At 64.7% G+C, this 14989-nt stretch carries 14 protein-coding genes and 1 tRNA gene; 7 read left to right on the top strand and 8 right to left on the bottom strand.

What is annotated here, in order from left to right; genetic code table 11:
• Nucleotide 1 precedes the first annotated feature (1 nt).
• From SARO_RS03580 to SARO_RS03560, 5 genes are read right to left on the bottom strand one after another with little or no spacing between them, the layout of a single operon-like run.
• Nucleotides 2–781, bottom strand: a complete 780-nt coding sequence (locus SARO_RS03580) for a cyclase family protein (RefSeq protein ID WP_011444377.1) — start codon at nucleotides 779–781, stop codon at nucleotides 2–4.
• A gap of 22 nt (nucleotides 782–803) precedes the next feature.
• Complete coding sequence (locus tag SARO_RS03575; RefSeq protein ID WP_011444376.1) at nucleotides 804–1262, bottom strand: hypothetical protein; 459 nt, start codon at nucleotides 1260–1262, stop codon at nucleotides 804–806.
• Nucleotides 1263–2420, bottom strand: a complete 1158-nt coding sequence (locus SARO_RS03570; protein WP_011444375.1) for an alpha/beta hydrolase family protein — start codon at nucleotides 2418–2420, stop codon at nucleotides 1263–1265.
• 3 nt (nucleotides 2421–2423) lie between these two features.
• Complete coding sequence (locus tag SARO_RS03565) at nucleotides 2424–3326, bottom strand: VOC family protein (protein WP_011444374.1); 903 nt, start codon at nucleotides 3324–3326, stop codon at nucleotides 2424–2426.
• A 23-nt stretch (nucleotides 3327–3349) separates the two neighbouring features.
• Nucleotides 3350–4465, bottom strand: a complete 1116-nt coding sequence (locus tag SARO_RS03560; RefSeq protein WP_011444373.1) for an FAD-dependent oxidoreductase — start codon at nucleotides 4463–4465, stop codon at nucleotides 3350–3352.
• A 241-nt stretch (nucleotides 4466–4706) separates the two neighbouring features.
• Here SARO_RS03560 and SARO_RS03555 point away from each other — a divergent pair, with 241 nt between their 5' ends.
• From SARO_RS03555 to SARO_RS03540, 4 genes are all read left to right on the top strand, one after another.
• Nucleotides 4707–5939, top strand: a complete 1233-nt coding sequence (locus SARO_RS03555; RefSeq protein ID WP_011444372.1) for an MFS transporter — start codon at nucleotides 4707–4709, stop codon at nucleotides 5937–5939.
• 91 nt (nucleotides 5940–6030) lie between these two features.
• A complete protein-coding gene (locus tag SARO_RS03550) occupies nucleotides 6031–7062 on the top strand; it encodes a sugar phosphate isomerase/epimerase family protein (RefSeq protein WP_011444371.1) in 1032 nt (343 codons plus the stop codon).
• Complete coding sequence (locus tag SARO_RS03545) at nucleotides 7044–7433, top strand: C-glycoside deglycosidase beta subunit domain-containing protein (RefSeq protein WP_011444370.1); 390 nt, start codon at nucleotides 7044–7046, stop codon at nucleotides 7431–7433. The genes SARO_RS03550 and SARO_RS03545 overlap by 19 nt, the downstream gene beginning before the upstream one ends.
• Nucleotides 7433–7858 carry a nuclear transport factor 2 family protein gene (locus SARO_RS03540; RefSeq protein ID WP_011444369.1) on the top strand — a complete coding sequence of 142 codons (426 nt, stop codon included), beginning with the start codon at nucleotides 7433–7435 and terminating at the stop codon, nucleotides 7856–7858. The genes SARO_RS03545 and SARO_RS03540 overlap by 1 nt, the downstream gene beginning before the upstream one ends.
• A 70-nt stretch (nucleotides 7859–7928) precedes the next feature.
• Here SARO_RS03540 and SARO_RS03535 read toward each other — a convergent pair whose 3' ends face one another.
• A complete protein-coding gene (locus tag SARO_RS03535; RefSeq protein ID WP_011444368.1) occupies nucleotides 7929–8954 on the bottom strand; it encodes an aromatic ring-hydroxylating dioxygenase subunit alpha in 1026 nt (341 codons plus the stop codon).
• Nucleotides 8955–9007: 53 nt separating this feature from the next.
• Between SARO_RS03535 and SARO_RS03530 the strand changes: the two genes are divergently transcribed.
• Nucleotides 9008–9655, top strand: coding sequence for a TetR/AcrR family transcriptional regulator (locus SARO_RS03530; RefSeq protein ID WP_011444367.1), 648 nt, complete (start codon nucleotides 9008–9010; stop codon nucleotides 9653–9655).
• Here the strand turns inward: SARO_RS03530 and SARO_RS03525 are convergent.
• Nucleotides 9630–10100: an Lrp/AsnC family transcriptional regulator gene (locus SARO_RS03525; RefSeq protein ID WP_011444366.1), complete on the bottom strand. Its 471-nt coding sequence runs from the start codon at nucleotides 10098–10100 to the stop codon at nucleotides 9630–9632. The two genes, SARO_RS03530 and SARO_RS03525, sit on opposite strands and share 26 nt — an antisense overlap.
• A gap of 103 nt (nucleotides 10101–10203) precedes the next feature.
• Between SARO_RS03525 and putA the strand changes: the two genes are divergently transcribed.
• The gene (gene putA / locus SARO_RS03520; protein WP_011444365.1) at nucleotides 10204–13647 is read left to right on the top strand and encodes a bifunctional proline dehydrogenase/L-glutamate gamma-semialdehyde dehydrogenase PutA; all 3444 of its coding nucleotides are present in this window, start codon (nucleotides 10204–10206) and stop codon (nucleotides 13645–13647) included.
• A gap of 72 nt (nucleotides 13648–13719) precedes the next feature.
• Nucleotides 13720–14637: an SDR family NAD(P)-dependent oxidoreductase gene (locus SARO_RS03515; protein ID WP_011444364.1), complete on the top strand. Its 918-nt coding sequence runs from the start codon at nucleotides 13720–13722 to the stop codon at nucleotides 14635–14637.
• A 180-nt stretch (nucleotides 14638–14817) separates the two neighbouring features.
• On the opposite strand, the gene SARO_RS03510 is transcribed toward SARO_RS03515, so the two are convergent.
• Nucleotides 14818–14904 (bottom strand) — tRNA-Leu (locus tag SARO_RS03510).
• Between the last annotated feature and the right edge of the window lie 85 nt (nucleotides 14905–14989).

Raw genomic sequence — 14989 nt, 5'->3', positions numbered from 1 at the left:
CTCAATCCTCGAAGATCGCCACGGCCCGGGTCCAGCCGGCGGATGCACCCTTGATCTTGTGGGGGAAGCAACTGACCGTGAAGCCGCTGGCAGGCAGGACTTCCAGGTTGTGCAGCTTCTCGAGATGGCAGTAGCCGATGTCGCGACCGGCCTTGTGGCCTTCCCAAATCAGCGACTTATCACCGGTTTCCTTGACCTTTTCAGCCGTATAGCTGAACGGCGCGTCCCAGCTCCATGCGTCGGTCCCGGTCACTCGGACCCCGCGCGAGGTGAGGTACATCGTGGCCTCGTAGCCCATCCCGCAACCAATGTTGACGAAGTTCGGATTGCCCACAGCCTTGCCCGCTGCGGTGTTGACCAGAACGATCTCCAGCGGCGTCAGCTCATGCCCGATGCGCTTGAGTTCGTCCTCGACGTCCTGCGCCGTGACCACATAACCATCCGGGAAGTGACGGAAATCAAGCTTCACGCCGGGCTGGAAGCACCATTCCAGCGGCACTTCGTCAATCGTCATCGCCGGCTTGCCACCATCCTGCGTCGGATGGAAATGCCACGGCGCATCAAGGTGCGTGCCGTTGTGCGTGGTCAGCGTCACCTTCTCCGCCGCCGCGAACCCGGCTGCATCGGGTGTGTCCTCAGCCGTCACGCCGGGAAAGAAGAAGCCCAGTTCGCCAAGCGTGTCGCCATGCTTCTGGTACTCGATATGCGGGCGCATGAATGGCGGATCGGTGACGACCTCGTTCTCCAGCATGATCGAAAGGTCGACGAAACGGCGGGTCATGGCATGTTCTCCCTTGCGCCCTTCAGCGCTTGATCAATTCGGCACGAAGCCCGGCAGGCGTGACGATAGCGGCAAGGGTGCCACCGAACGCCAGCTTTGCCAGCAGGGCTGTCAGCCAGTCGAGGTGCGTGACGCCCCATGGGGCAACGACCAGGGCGCTGCCGGCCATACCGGTTGCGGCACCCAGCAATCCGCAGAACATGGCCCGCACGGCAATGTTCGCTGGCAGCCGCGCCGCACCGCCCATCGCGACGACCTTTCCGCTCGTCCGCGCCTTGCGCGCCAGCAGGCCAGGCACAAGCGTCGCCATCAGCGCGATCATGAACCCTTGCGGGCCGAAGTCGAAGACATAGCTCCCTACACCCCAGACCGGCACCGACCCGCTCCGCCCGAAAACCGCCATGAAAAACAGCGCACTCAACACCAGGTTGATGACGATGCTGACGGCGGTCTCGCGGCGGATGTAGGCTGATGGCTGCATTCAGGCAGTCGTACCGCCCAACGTCTCGGCGAACCAGTCGGCAATGCAGTCGCGGCCATAGGCCATGTTGTCGGCGCCGACGTGTTCGACGCCACCTTCGCGGGCGGTGAAGATCACCTTCTCGCGGCGCGGCGAATTGACGAGCTGGTCATAGAGGTCGTCGGCGTAGGAAACGCTGATCTGGCGGTCGTCGGCCCCATGGGTGACGAGGAACGGCACCTTGATCCGGTCCATGTGGCCATTCAGGTTCATGTCCTCTGACTTGACCATGAAATCGTCCATGTCGCTGGCACCGAACGCCCACATCACATGCGCCCAATAGTGGGGCACCGGGTTTTCGCCTTCGCGCTTGAGGCGCTTGTCCTGCACCTCCCGCCAGTTGTGGTTGGCACCCCATACCGCGCCCGAGGCAAAGCGCGGCTCGTAGGCAACGGCGCGGGGGGCGAAGTGGCCGCCGAGGCTGATGCCGGTCATGCCGATGCGCTTGGGGTCGACGTCGGGCTGCTGCTCCAGCCAGTCCACCGCCTTCGAGGCCCAGTTCTCCGAATGCGGGTCTACCGGCAGGTCCTGGAGGCGCAGGGCCTCGCCCGAACCGGGCTGGTCGACGCAGATTGTCGAAATGCCGCGCCGGGCCAGCGCTTCGGGCAGGCGGCTCCAGTAGAGCAGCTCCTTGCAGCTATCGAGGCCGTTGCAATAAACGACAACCGGATGTGGGCCGTTGCCCGGCGCGCGAGTGTAGAGCGCGGGCATCGTGCCTTTGCCGAGCGGGATCTCCACCCGCTCGCGGTTGATCTTGCCGAGCGCGGTGGACTTGTCGAAGGCATCGCGCGCCTTCGCATAGCTCTCCTTGCGGCCCGGTGCGCCATGACCCTGCATGCGCTCTGCCACCAGCAGGTAGAGCGAAGCCCGCTCGAGCTTGTTCGAGGCGGAGAACATGCGCCCCCTAGCCTCGTCCTCGGCGGCAAGCGCGATCAGCTTGTCGCCATAGGCGGCCCACTGCTTCATGAACTGCGGCGTGCCGGCATCGCCGCCGTTGGAGGCGGCATCGATAATCGGCTGGCACATGTCGACGATTTCGCCGATCTGCCCGCCGCTCTCCATCGCGATCGAAACCGAGAGATTCCAGATGTAGTTCGGGAACGGTTCGTAGAGCGCCATGGATCAGGCCTCTGCCGTCTGGAACAGGCCGGGGTTGGCGTGCGGGTGCGGCAACGTCTGCGGGCCGCCGGTGCCGATGCCCCACTGGTCCATGACCATCGGCGCGGGCACGTGCACCTTGTACTGGTGCGTGTCGAAATCGACCTCTTCCAGCTCCGAAGTGTACTCGGTGACGAAACCGCCAGGCGTCACGAAATAGCTGAAGGTGTTGTTGCCCGCAGTGTGGCGTCCCGGGCCCCAGCCGATGTCGATGCCCTTGACCTTCAGGCGGTGCGCCCCGCGCATCATGTCGTCGACCGAGAGCATGTCGTAGGCCACATGGTTCAGGCACGGCGGCCCGGGCAGGATGGCGATGCGGTGGTGCGCCGAATTGCAGCGCAGGAAGCACATGAAGTCGCCGAGCCAGTCGGAAACCTTGAAGCCCAGCACATCGGTAAAGAACTTCACCATGTCCTGATGGTTGGGCGAATGCAACACGATGTGGCTGATCTTTACCGGTACGCCTTCCCAGCGTGCCAGATCGCGCTTTGCCCCCTTGGCCACGTCGCTCGACACTTCGAACAGCAAGCCATCGGGCGAGAAGAAGCGGAAGCCGTAGCCGCCGCCGGGCGTGGCCAGCACGGCCGGCTCGCTCGCGACCTTGCACCCGGCCGCTTCCACGCTGGCACGCAGGGCATCGACATCGGAACGGCTGTCGGCGGCAAGCGCGATGACGTCGATGCGGTTCTCGTCGGCGCGCCGCAACTGGACGACGTGATGCTCATCGGCGCCCTGTGCCTTGAACCAGGCGTTGTTTGCATCCTCGCCCACTGGTTCCAGGCCCCAGACATCGGCATAGAACGCCTTTTCGGCGTCAAAGTCCTTCACGCCATATCCGACATAGCGGATTTCGGTCACGCGGCTCATTGAGATCTTCCTTGAAGCTGGGATCAGATGGGTTGCGAGACGACGCCGAACATTTCGGCAGTCGCCTTGTGATTGTCGACCGGCGGCGCCTTGCCGAGCTGGCCGAGGCAGATCGCGAGGCTGGATTCCACGATGTAGCGGCAGCGCTCGTAACGGCGGTCGCGATAGGCCTTGAGCGCGGCCTCGACGTCGTCGTGGCGTTCAAGCTCCTCTGCCAGGACGAGTGCATCCTCGATCGCCATGCCGGCGCCCTGTCCAAGGTGTGGCGTTGTGGCGTGGACCGCATCGCCGAGCAGCCCGACGCGACCCTTGCTCCAGGGCCCATGCACCATCATGCCTTCGAGGGGACGGTAGACCACGCCCTCGTCGTCGGTGATCTGTTCGCCCAGCGCACGGATCTGCGGGCTGCAATTGGCAAGCTTGCCGCGCATCGCGGCGGCAATGCCTTCGGTGGGGTAGCGCGGATTGTCGGGCTCGGGGGTTGTCACGTACATGTACATGACGTCCGCGCTCATCGGCACGAGCCCGACTCCGGTCGGCCCGTTGTAGACCTGCAGCGCGTCGAGGCCCTCCGCACGCGGGAAGTTGTAGCGCCACACAGCCTGTCCGGTGAACTGCGGCTTTTCCGCGTCGGGCAGGATCATCGAGCGGGTCTGCGAATAGACCCCATCCGCGCCGATCACCACGTCATAGCTGCCGGTTGAACCGTCGGAGAAGGTAACGGCAACCTTCTCCCCGTCATCGTCGATCCTTTCGGCAGTCAGGCCGAGCCTCAAGTCGGTGCCCAGCGCCTTGGCGCTGTCGCCCAGCACCTTCTGAAGCGCACGGCGGCCGATGCCGACGTTGGCGGGCTTGCCCTCCACCAGCCGCGGCGACGGAACGCGGGCAACCTTGGTGCCGTCAGGAGCAAAGATCTCGACCGCGTCGAAGCCGCAGGCCGCATCAAGGAAGCTGTCGAGTACGCCAAGCTGCTCCATCGCGCGCACGACGTTCGACTGCTGGATGATGCCGACGCCATAGACCGACCACGAAGGGTCACGCTCGATCGCGGTCACGGAAAATCCCTTTCGGGCAAGTGCTATTGCGGCGGAAAGTCCTCCGATACCGGCACCTATGATCAGGGCTTCGAGCTTGTTCATGACATACAGCCCGCAACCGCGCTGACGGATTGCGGGCCCCTCCCTTCTGCGGATTTCTGATGCGGCGATGCTTAGGGCTGCAACACCAATCAATAAAGCAAGTAATTTTTATGCCCATGCATGCCTAAAATCTATGGAATTTCATCCATCGCTTTCGCTTGACTCCGGCGCGTGCGGGCAGGATACGATTTAAGAATAATGGTTCTAATAAGGTGCGCGCCTGCGTGCCGAGGGAGATTCGATGACCAGTCAGACCACAGGCGGGACCGGGATTGAAACCGGTGGCCATCGGAGGCCCGGTGTCGCACAGGGCCTCACCATCGTTCTCACCGGCTTCCTGCCTATCATCGCGATCGTCTCGATGTTCCCGGCCGTTCCGGCCATGATTTCGCACTTCGCCAGCGATCCCTCCGCCCCGACCAAGGTTCCGGCGATGGTATCTGCTCCAGGACTCACCGTGGCGATTCTCGCGCTCTTCGCGGGCTTGATGGTCGACAAGTTCGGACGTCGTCGCCTTCTGCTGCTGTCAACCGGGCTCTACGGCTTCATCGGCATGGCGCCGATGTTCCTTCAGGACCTCGACCAGATCTATGCGTCGCGCCTTCTGCTGGGCGTGGCCGAGGCCGCCATCCTGACCACGGCCAACACCCTCATCGGCGACTATTGGGACGAGGCGGGGCGCCACCGCTGGCTGTCCCTGCAGGGAATCATCGGTCCGTTCTTCGGCAGTGCGGTCATTTTCACCTCCGGCTACCTCGCGTCGATGAGCTGGGACTCGGTGTTCCTGATCTACAGCGTCGGCTTTGTCGCGTTCCTCGCGATGTTTGCCTTCATCTACGAGCCCGAGAACGACGAGACCGCCCGCAAGATGCTTGGCATCGGCGCGGCGGCGAGCACCCCGTTCCCGTGGAAGGGTGTGCTGCTGTTCAGCGTCGTCACCCTGTTCGGCGGCGCGCTCTACTATGTCTTCATCATCAATGGCGGAATCGTCTGGCAGGAACTGGGCGTGTCCGACCCGGCGGAAATCGGCCGCCTTACGACCATCCCGAGCATGTTCGTGATCGTCGGCGCGCTTATCTTCTGGGCCACCGGCCGCTTCGGCCCGCGCATCCAGCTGACCGTATTCCTCTGCCTCCTTGGGTCAGGCCTTGCGGTCATCGGCTCCGCAAGCGACTGGAAAGGCATGGTCGCGGGCATGGCGCTGCAGCAGACCGGTGCGGGCATGGCCGTCCCGACCTTGATCGCCTGGGCGCAGAGCTACCTGCCGTTCGAGCACCGGGGCCGCGGCATGGGCGTCTGGACCTCGACATTCTTCTTCGGCCAGTTCGTCTCGCCGCTGCTCGTCAGCGTCGCGCGGACTTCGGCGGGCTCGATGCAGGGCGCGTTCGTGATTGCCGGATTGCTCGGCCTCGTGATCGCTGCCGTCACCTGGTTCATCGTCACCCCGCGCCAACCGCAGTTGGCCACGGCCTGACATTCCCACGTCCGTCCAAGCCGGCCAAGTCCGTCCGAACCGGCCAAGTCTGTCCAAACCGGCCAAGTCTGTCCAAACCGGAAAGTCTCCAATGTCCAAGATCAAGCGGGGCGTCAGCCTCTATTCCTTCCAGGAGGAGCTGTTCCTCGGCCGCATGAACGTGGAGGACTGCGTGTCCTTCGCCGCATCCATCGGCGCGACAGGGATCGAGATCCTGCCCGAACAGAACATGCCGACATTCCCGAACCTGTCCGACGCGCAGGTGGAGGAATGGAAGGCCATGGTCGCCCGCCACGGCTGCCACTTCACCGCCTATGACATGTTCCTCGACACCAAGCTGCGCAAGGACCGGCTCATGTCGGACGACGAGCAGGTCGAAAGCATCGTTCGCGACCTCAGGCTCTGCAACCGGCTGGGCATCCGCAACATGCGCGTCCTGGTCTTCGTGCGTCCCGACATCCTTGGTCGCTGCGTGCCCTATGCCGAAGAGCTGGACGTCCACATGGGCGTCGAGGTTCACGCCCCGTGGCACCTCGAGCACGCATGGATCCTGCGCACGATCGAAGAAGCGGACCGCCTCGGCACGAAGCACCTCGGCATCCTGCCCGACATGGGCATCTTCATGAAGCACTACCCGCCCGCATTCCGCGCGCGCTTCGAGCGGCAGGGCGCCCGCCCCGAAGTTACGCAGTTCATCGTCGACCAGCACGAGGCCAAGATCATGGCCGAGTACACGATCTACGAAGTCGCGGTGAAGATGGGGGGCAACAAGGCCGAGGTTGCCATGGCCGAAACCCTGCGCCACGCGCCCTACGCCAATCCGAAGCGGATCGCCGACTACGCGCCCTATTTCCACCACATCCAGGCCAAGTTCTACGAAATGGACGAGGACTGCACAGACCCGTCGATCGCCTACGACGAAGTGATCGACGCTCTGGTCGGCTGCGGATGGGAAGGAACCCTGTCGAGCGAGTATGAAGGCAACCGCTGGATCCAGGACGTCCACGAGGTGGACAGCCGCGAACAGGTGCGTCGCCAGCACGTGATGTTCGAACGCCTGATCGTCCAATCCGAAGCAAGACACGCCGGGAAGGAAGCCGCCTTATGTTCGACAAGTACCTGATCGACGCAGCCACCGTGCACAACACCGGCCCGGTAGACGCACCCACCGGTTTCTCGTTCCAGGCCAAGCTCGGCTATTATCGCGGCCTCGGCCTATCGATGATCGAGGAGCTCAACGTCGGCATCGACGGCGAGGTTCTCCCGCGTGCCGCCATCCGCTTCGACGAAGGCCCCGGTCCGCTTACCCTCGACGAGATGGAGACCGCTTTCGACCGCCGCTGGGCATTCGGCACTCCGGCAACGATCCTCGTCGACCTGCCCGGCGGCTTCCCGGCGGGCGAGCACACGCTCACGCTCCAGCAGAAGCTGCGCGTTTCCTATCTGCCCTTCCCGTCGTTCAACAACGACGAGAAGACGGTGAAGGTCGCCTGATGCGCCGCGCCGTTGCCCTCGCCCTTCTGGCGCTTCTGGGCAACGGCCCCGCTGCTCCGGACAACCGCCGCATCGTCGAGGATTTCGCTCGACTGTTCTACGTCGAACGCGATGTAAAGAAGGCGTTCGAGGCCTACGTCGCGCCGGACTACATCCAGCACAACCCGGGCGTTCCCGACGGGCGCGACGCCGCGATTGCGCTGCTTCAGCCGATGTTCTCCGACCACACCCGAAGCTTCGAGGTTCGCAAGATCCTGGTCGACGGCGATCTCGCCGCGATCCACATCTTCGCCCGGCCAAACCCCGAGGCGCGTGGCGCTGCGGTCGCGGACTTCTACCGTCTCAAGGACGGCAAGATCGTCGAGCACTGGGACGTGATCCAGCCAATCCCGGAAAAGTCGGCCAATCCACACCCGATGTTCTAGGCAGTCGGCCTGACTGGGTCGATTGCCTAGAACCGTTTGCATCGAGCGAGGCCGAGATGCTGCCTGCCAATCAGGCGGCAGCCTCCTCCTCCAGACCCGCTTCAGCCCGTCGCAGCTGCATCATCCGCCGCCGAACGCGGATTGCACCCGCATCGGAAGGCAGGACCACCGGGCGCAAGTCCCAGAAATCGGCGCTGCCCATAGCCTCCTGCTGTGCGTGGAGCATCGGGTGATCCTCCTCGAGGAAGGCCTTCTCCAGCAGCGCATGTGCTTCAGGCGTCGGCTCGTGGGTGTAGAAGTAGTGCGTCGATGTCACCGTCTCCGGCGTCAGGATGTGCGGGTCTGCCATCGGCGGCACGACCATGTCCTTGCGATCGGTTCCCGACCGAGCAAGACCGAGGAACAACGCAAGACACGAAGGCGCATTCCAGCGCATATGGAGCCATTGGTCGGTCCGGGCTCCTTCGGGCAGCATTGCCACGGCCCAGGATGGCGGCTCGGAATCCGGCATCGTCCAGTTGTTCCAGATTGCCCCGCCCTCGTCCTGCACCACTTCGTGCTGGCCGCAAGTCAGCAAGGAGCCGTTCACGCCGAAACTGTCGCGGTGAATGAATTCGGCGTGGCTGAGGTCCATCAGATTGTCGGTCACCAGCTCGTAGCCGGCATCCATTTTGAGGTGTCCGCGATGGAGCGGGCGTTCGACGTCAAGGAAACCGAAATCGGGGATCAGCGCCGGATCTGCTCGGTCGGCATCCCCCGGCCAGAACCACAGGCCAGTGTGCTTCTCTACCACCGGCAGCACCTCGACCCGCGCCAGCGGCAGTGCTTCATCGGTAAAGGGGTTGTGCACGCAGCCGCCGCTGCTGCTGAAGGCCAGCCCGTGATAGCCGCACCGCATCATGTCGCCATCGCGCTGCCCACGGCTAAGCGGGACGAACCGGTGCGGGCAACGATCGGCCATGATCACCGGCGTCCCGTCTGCCTTGCGCCAGATCACCCAGGGCTTGTCCAGCAGGCGGCGGGCGAGAAATCCCCCCTCCGGCACCTCGTGCGACCAGCACGCCATGTACCAGGCATTGCGAAGGAACACGCTCATCGCCATTCTCCCCGTATGTCGAATCAAACAAACCAGTTGGTTTCTTTATAGCGATGGCCACGAAGTTGAAAAGCCCTGTGAGCCGAAATCCGGAAGTCGTGCGCGCGCGTATCCTCGATGCAGCGCAGGCCGAGTTCATGGCCGAAGGCTTTGCCGCCGCGAGCACGAACCGCATTCTCGAACGCTTCGGCGGTTCGAAACCGACCATGTTCCGCCATTTCCCCACCAAACGCGCCCTGTTCGAGGCTGTCGTCGGTCGCATCGCCGAACGCTGGCGCGATGCGGTAGTCATGGACGATGCACATGCCGACGACCCGCAAGGCTGGCTCGAACGCTTCGCCCAGCGTGCACTGTCCTGGATACTGACCGACGAGAGTATCTTCGTGGGGCGCATGGCGATTGCCGAAGGGCACCTGTTTCCAGAAGTGGGCGACACCTACCGCAGGCTCGCCGTCGATCCCCTGAACGCGCTGGTGGCCGCGCGGCTCGATGCATGGACTCAGGCAGGCATTCTGTCCTGCATGGAACCGGACCGCGATGCGCTGTCGTTCTTCGACCTGACGCTGGCCGGAATGGTCAGTCGGCGGCTCTACCGAGTCGAGGCTGGATTCGACGAAGCGGCCATCGCCGAACACGCGCGCCGCTGCGCCCGCCTGTTCCTCGACGGATGCCGGCTCAGGCCTTTGCCGACTGCTCCTTGATGGGCTCCATCACCACGAAGGTCGATGTGTTCGCGACATTGGGCAGGGTCGATATCTTTTCGCCGAGGACCGTGCGGAACCGCCGGATGTCCGCAGTGCGCACTTTCAGCAGGTAATCGAAATTCCCCGCGATCATGTGGCATTCCTCGATCTCGGGGATCGCCATCACGGCGCGGTTGAACTCCGCCAGCGACTGTTCGCGCGTGTCCGACAGCTTCACTTCGGTGAAGGCCACATGCTCCAGCCCCAGCCGCGCCATGTCCACTACTGCCCGAAACCCCTTGATCACCCCATCGTCGACAAGGCGCTTTAGCCGCACCTGACAGGGGGTCTTCGAAAGCCCCACCCTTTCGGCAAGTTCGGTGACTGGCATCCGGCCATCGCGGGACAGCAGATCGATGATCTTCCGGTCGAAGGGGTCTAGTTGCCTATCATGATTGCCCATGTCCGGACTTTAGACCTTTGACTGGCCAATCAAAAGACATTTCACCTCACCGGGGGCGCCGGATAGGTCGGAACGCCTTGCATCTGGATGATATGATCGCGCCATGACCCAGACCGCGCCCTTCGCCGCATTCGCGCCCCGCCATTCCGTGCCCTCCGACCTGCGCCGGGCGATTACCGCCGCCACCCGCCGCGCGGAACGCGAGTGCATGGTCATGCTCCTGCCGGAAGCAACCTTGCCACAGGCAACCCGGGCTTCGGCACAGGCGCTGGCACGCAAGCTGGTCGAGGCCCTGCGCGCCAAGCCGCGCGGGAACGGGGTGGAGCAACTCGTGCAGGAGTATGCCCTCTCGACGCACGAAGGCGTCGCCCTGATGTGTCTTGCCGAGGCGTTGTTGCGCATTCCCGATAACGATACGCGCGACGATCTCATCCGCGACAAGATCGCGGGAGGCGACTGGCTGGCGCACCTCGGCGGCGACCGTTCGCTCTTCGTCAACGCCGCGACGTGGGGCCTCGTCGTCACCGGGAAGCTTGCCTCCAGCGTCGACGACACCGGCCTTGGCGCGGCCCTCACCCGCCTCATCGCCCGTGCGGGCGAACCTGTCATCCGCCGCGGCGTCGACCTCGCCATGCGCATGATGGGCGAACAGTTCGTCACCGGCGAGACCATCGACGAGGCGCTGAAGCGCGCCCGTCCGCTCGAGGATCGTGGCTTCCGCTACAGCTATGACATGCTGGGCGAGGCGGCCATGACTGCAAGCGACGCCGCCCGCTACCATGCAGATTACCAGGCCGCCATCCACGCAATCGGCAAGGCCGCCGCACGTCGCGGCGTCTACGAAGGCCCCGGCATCTCGATCAAGCTCTCCGCGCTGCACCCGCGTTACGCGCGCGCGCAGCAGGACCGCGTGTTCGCCGAACTCCTGCCCCGTCTCAAGGCGCTGGCTTATCTCGCGTTGCGCTACGACATCGGCCTCAACATCGATGCCGAAGAGGCCGACCGCCTCGAACTCTCGCTCGACCTGCTCGAAGAGCTGGCGATGGACCCGGAGCTTGCAGGCTGGAACGGACTGGGCTTCGTCGTCCAGGCCTACGGCAAGCGCTGCCCCTTCGTAATCGACTGGATTGTCGATCTTGCCCGCAGGTCGGGCCGCAGGATCATGGTCCGCCTCGTCAAGGGCGCCTATTGGGACGCAGAGATCAAGCGTGCGCAGGTCGACGGGCAGTCCGGCTTCCCGGTCTACACCCGCAAGGCCCACACCGATGTCGCCTATATCGCCTGTGCCCGCCGGCTGCTCGCCGCGACCGACGTCGTGTTCCCCCAGTTCGCCACCCACAACGCCCAGACACTCGCCACCATCCACGAGATGGCAGGCCCGGACTTTGCTGTTGGCCGTTACGAGTTCCAGTGCCTCCACGGCATGGGCGAACCGCTCTATGACGAGGTTGTCGGCAAGGACAAGCTGGACCGCCCCTGCCGCATCTACGCGCCGGTCGGCACGCACGAAACGCTGCTGGCCTACCTCGTCCGCCGCTTGCTGGAAAACGGCGCGAACTCTTCATTCGTCAACCGCATCGCCAACCCGGACGTGCCGGTCGATGAAATCGTTGCCGATCCCGTGGCGCAGGTTGCCGCTGATGCCGATCCCGGCGCGCCCCATCCCCTGATCGCCCTTCCCGCCGCGCTTTATCCCGACCGCCGCAACAGCAGCGGTCTCGACCTTGCGGACGAAAGCACCCTCGCCGCCCTCACGGACCGATTCCAGGCGATTTCCGCCCATTCGCGTCACGCCCACCCGTCCGCCGACCTGCCCCACGTCAATCCGCGCCCGGTTCTGAATCCGGCGAACCACAGGGATGTAGTTGGCCACGTCAGCGAGGCCGCACCAGCGGCTGCTGGCATGGCAGCCAGCCTCGCCGCAGCCTCGCGCTGGAGCGCGACGCCCGTAGCCGCCCGCGCCATGATCCTGGAACGCGCGGCAGACGCCATGCAGGCGGCTATGCCCGAACTCATCGCGCTGATCGTGCGCGAGGCTGGAAAGTCCGTGTCCAACGCCATTGCCGAAGTGCGCGAGGCTGTGGATTTCCTGCGCTATTACGCCAGCCAGGCGCCTGCCATGTCCGGTTCGCGGCCTCTCGGGGTCGCCTTGTGCATCAGCCCGTGGAACTTCCCCCTCGCCATCTTCACCGGCCAGGTGGCGGCCGCGCTCATGGCGGGCAACCCGGTCCTCGCCAAGCCTGCCGAAGAAACGCCGCTCATTGCCTCTGAAGCCGTGCGCATCCTCCATGAAGCGGGCGTACCCGACGATGCCCTCGTATTCCTGCCGGGAGACGGCGCCATCGGAGCCGCACTGGTCGCTGCGCCGGAAATCGCCGCCGTGCTTTTCACCGGATCGACGGAAGTCGGCCGTTTGATCCAGCGCCAGCTCGCCACCCGGCTTTCCGCGGAGGGCCGCCCGATCCCTCTGATTGCCGAAACCGGCGGCCAGAACGCGATGATCGTCGACAGTTCCGCGCTTGCCGAACAGGTCGTGGCCGATGTGATCGCATCTGCCTTCGACAGCGCGGGCCAACGCTGTTCGGCCCTGCGCGTCCTGTGCCTCCAGGAGGACGTTGCGGATCACGTCCTCGCCATGCTGCGCGGCGCGCTGGCGGAACTCACGGTCGGTCCGACCGACCGCCTCAGCGCCGACATTGGCCCCGTCATCGCCGCCGAGGCGCGCGAAGCGATCGAGGCGCACGTCGCCCGCATGGAAGCTGCCGGTTGCCCAGTCCACCGCCTGCCGCTCGGCACCGCCACCAACGAGGGCACTTTCGTTGCCCCGACGATCATCGAACTGTCCGCCCCCGATCTCCTCACGCGCGAGGTCTTCGGGCCGGTCCTCCACGTCATCCGCTTCCGCCGAGCCGACATGGACGCCATGGTCGAGCGCATCAATGCCTGGGGCTATGGCCTGACCTTCGGCCTCCACACCCGCCTCGACGAGACGGTCGCCCGCGTTACGGCGAAGGCCCATGCTGGCAACATCTACGTCAACCGGAACGTCATTGGCGCGGTGGTCGGCGTCCAGCCGTTCGGCGGCCACGGCCTGTCCGGCACGGGCCCGAAAGCAGGCGGCCCGCTTTACCTGCGCCGCCTTGTCGCCAGCGCCCCTGCCGCACCCGCACTGGAGTTGACTGAGCGCGAACTGCCTGGCCCCGTCGGCGAACGCAACATCTACGCCCTGCGCCCCGTAGGCCGGGTCCTTGTCGCCGCCCAGTCGCCAGAGCGCCTTGCCGCCCTCACCAGCCGCGTCGAACGGCTCGGCGGCACACCCATCGCGGCCGACGATGGCTGGCAGGCGCAAGGCCCCTTCGCCCGCGCCCTTGTCGAAGGCGACGCGGCGTTCATCCTCTCTTTCCAGCAGGCCGTGGCGGCCCTCGACGGGCCCATCGCACCTGTCCTTGCCTCTGCGGACGACGACACGATGCTGGTGGCCGAGGTGTCGCTCTCGATCAACACCACCGCCGCTGGCGGCAACGCCAGCCTGATGGCCATGGCCTGATGCCGTTTCACTTGCGCCGGTTGCCCGCATTCCTCCCAATTGTTAGGCTGCCAAACGGAAGAGGAATGACACATGACTGGCAGTACACGTGATTTCACAGGCAAGACCGCGTTCATTACCGGCGGCGTCAACGGCATAGGCTTCGGCATTGCGCGGGCTTTCGCGCTCGCGGGCATGGATCTCATCCTCACCTACCGCAAGGACGAGGACCGCGACGACGCCGCCCGTTGGCTGGCTGACAACGGCCTTGCCCCCGCCCGCTTCGTCCGTCTCGACGTGACCGACCGCGCCCGGTTCGCGCAAGTCGCCGCCGAAGTTGGAAAGGTCCACGTTCTCGTCAACAACGCAGGCGTCAGCGTCTTCGGTCCCACCGACGAGGCCAGCTATGACGACTACGACTGGATCATGGGGGTGAACTTCGGTGGCGTGGTCAACGGCCTCGTCTCCTTCCTGCCGGGCATGAAGGCCCATGGCGAGGGTGGCCACGTGGTAAACGTCGCCTCGATGGCGGCCTACCTTTCGGGGCCACAGGCAGGCATCTACACCGCCAGCAAGTTCGCGGTGCGCGGCCTGACAGAATGCCTGCGCTACAACCTCGCCCCGCACGGCATCGGCGTTTCCCTGATGTGCCCCGGCCTGACCCGCACCAACGCCTGGACCAGCGCGCTCAAGCGCCCGGACAGTTTCGCCGAATCGGGCTTCAAGCCCGCAGACGCCACCGAGCTGGAACAGTTCGGCACCGCATTCGAGCTGGGCATGGACCCGTTTGAGGTCGGGCAAAAGACGCTCGCCGGCATGATCGAGAACCGTGGCCTCATCCTGACCCACGGCGAATTCGCCGACGACTTCGAGGAGATCTATCGCACGTCGCTCGCGGCACTACCGCAGGAGGTTATCCCCGAGGGGCGCCTGCACATCGAAGCCTTGCGCCGCGCGGCCAACAAGGCGGCAGCAGAAGGGCAGCAGATCGGCCTTGCCGACCTCACCTGACGCACCACAGAAAAAGGGGGCACCGGGTGCTGTGCCCGGCGCCCCCCGATAGGGTCATGCGTCTCATCCTGCAGCAACAACTCGGCCGTTGCCGCGCGGGTTCCGCCAGTCCTGAAAAAAGTTTCGAATGGGTTTAGCAAGGACCTGCCCGAGGGCAGGATCACTCGTCTCTACTGGTGATGGTGCGGTCGAGAAGACTCGAACTTCCACGGGCTTTCGCCCACAACGACCTCAACGTTGCGCGTCTACCAATTCCGCCACGACCGCAAAATCAGACGGGGTGCCAAACCGAAGAAAGGCTCCCCGTGGGGGGTAGGAGCGCGCCCCTAGCAAAGGAGTTTGCGGGGCGCAA

The organism is Novosphingobium aromaticivorans DSM 12444, from assembly GCF_000013325.1.
GTDB classification, from domain to species: domain Bacteria; phylum Pseudomonadota; class Alphaproteobacteria; order Sphingomonadales; family Sphingomonadaceae; genus Novosphingobium; species Novosphingobium aromaticivorans.
The sequence above is the reverse complement of the archived record's forward strand: the minus strand, read 5'-3'. Positions and strand labels throughout refer to the sequence as shown.

Coding starts and splice junctions, on each gene's coding strand:
- SARO_RS03580 (WP_011444377.1), bottom strand. CDS start 781: ATGACCCGCCGTTTCGTCGACCTTTCGATCATGCTGGAGAACGAGGTC.
- SARO_RS03575 (WP_011444376.1), bottom strand. CDS start 1,262: ATGCAGCCATCAGCCTACATCCGCCGCGAGACCGCCGTCAGCATCGTC.
- SARO_RS03570 (WP_011444375.1), bottom strand. CDS start 2,420: ATGGCGCTCTACGAACCGTTCCCGAACTACATCTGGAATCTCTCGGTT.
- SARO_RS03565 (WP_011444374.1), bottom strand. CDS start 3,326: ATGAGCCGCGTGACCGAAATCCGCTATGTCGGATATGGCGTGAAGGAC.
- SARO_RS03560 (WP_011444373.1), bottom strand. CDS start 4,465: ATGAACAAGCTCGAAGCCCTGATCATAGGTGCCGGTATCGGAGGACTT.
- SARO_RS03555 (WP_011444372.1), top strand. CDS start 4,707: ATGACCAGTCAGACCACAGGCGGGACCGGGATTGAAACCGGTGGCCAT.
- SARO_RS03550 (WP_011444371.1), top strand. CDS start 6,031: ATGTCCAAGATCAAGCGGGGCGTCAGCCTCTATTCCTTCCAGGAGGAG.
- SARO_RS03545 (WP_011444370.1), top strand. CDS start 7,044: ATGTTCGACAAGTACCTGATCGACGCAGCCACCGTGCACAACACCGGC.
- SARO_RS03540 (WP_011444369.1), top strand. CDS start 7,433: ATGCGCCGCGCCGTTGCCCTCGCCCTTCTGGCGCTTCTGGGCAACGGC.
- SARO_RS03535 (WP_011444368.1), bottom strand. CDS start 8,954: ATGAGCGTGTTCCTTCGCAATGCCTGGTACATGGCGTGCTGGTCGCAC.
- SARO_RS03530 (WP_011444367.1), top strand. CDS start 9,008: ATGGCCACGAAGTTGAAAAGCCCTGTGAGCCGAAATCCGGAAGTCGTG.
- SARO_RS03525 (WP_011444366.1), bottom strand. CDS start 10,100: ATGGGCAATCATGATAGGCAACTAGACCCCTTCGACCGGAAGATCATC.
- putA (WP_011444365.1), top strand. CDS start 10,204: ATGACCCAGACCGCGCCCTTCGCCGCATTCGCGCCCCGCCATTCCGTG.
- SARO_RS03515 (WP_011444364.1), top strand. CDS start 13,720: ATGACTGGCAGTACACGTGATTTCACAGGCAAGACCGCGTTCATTACC.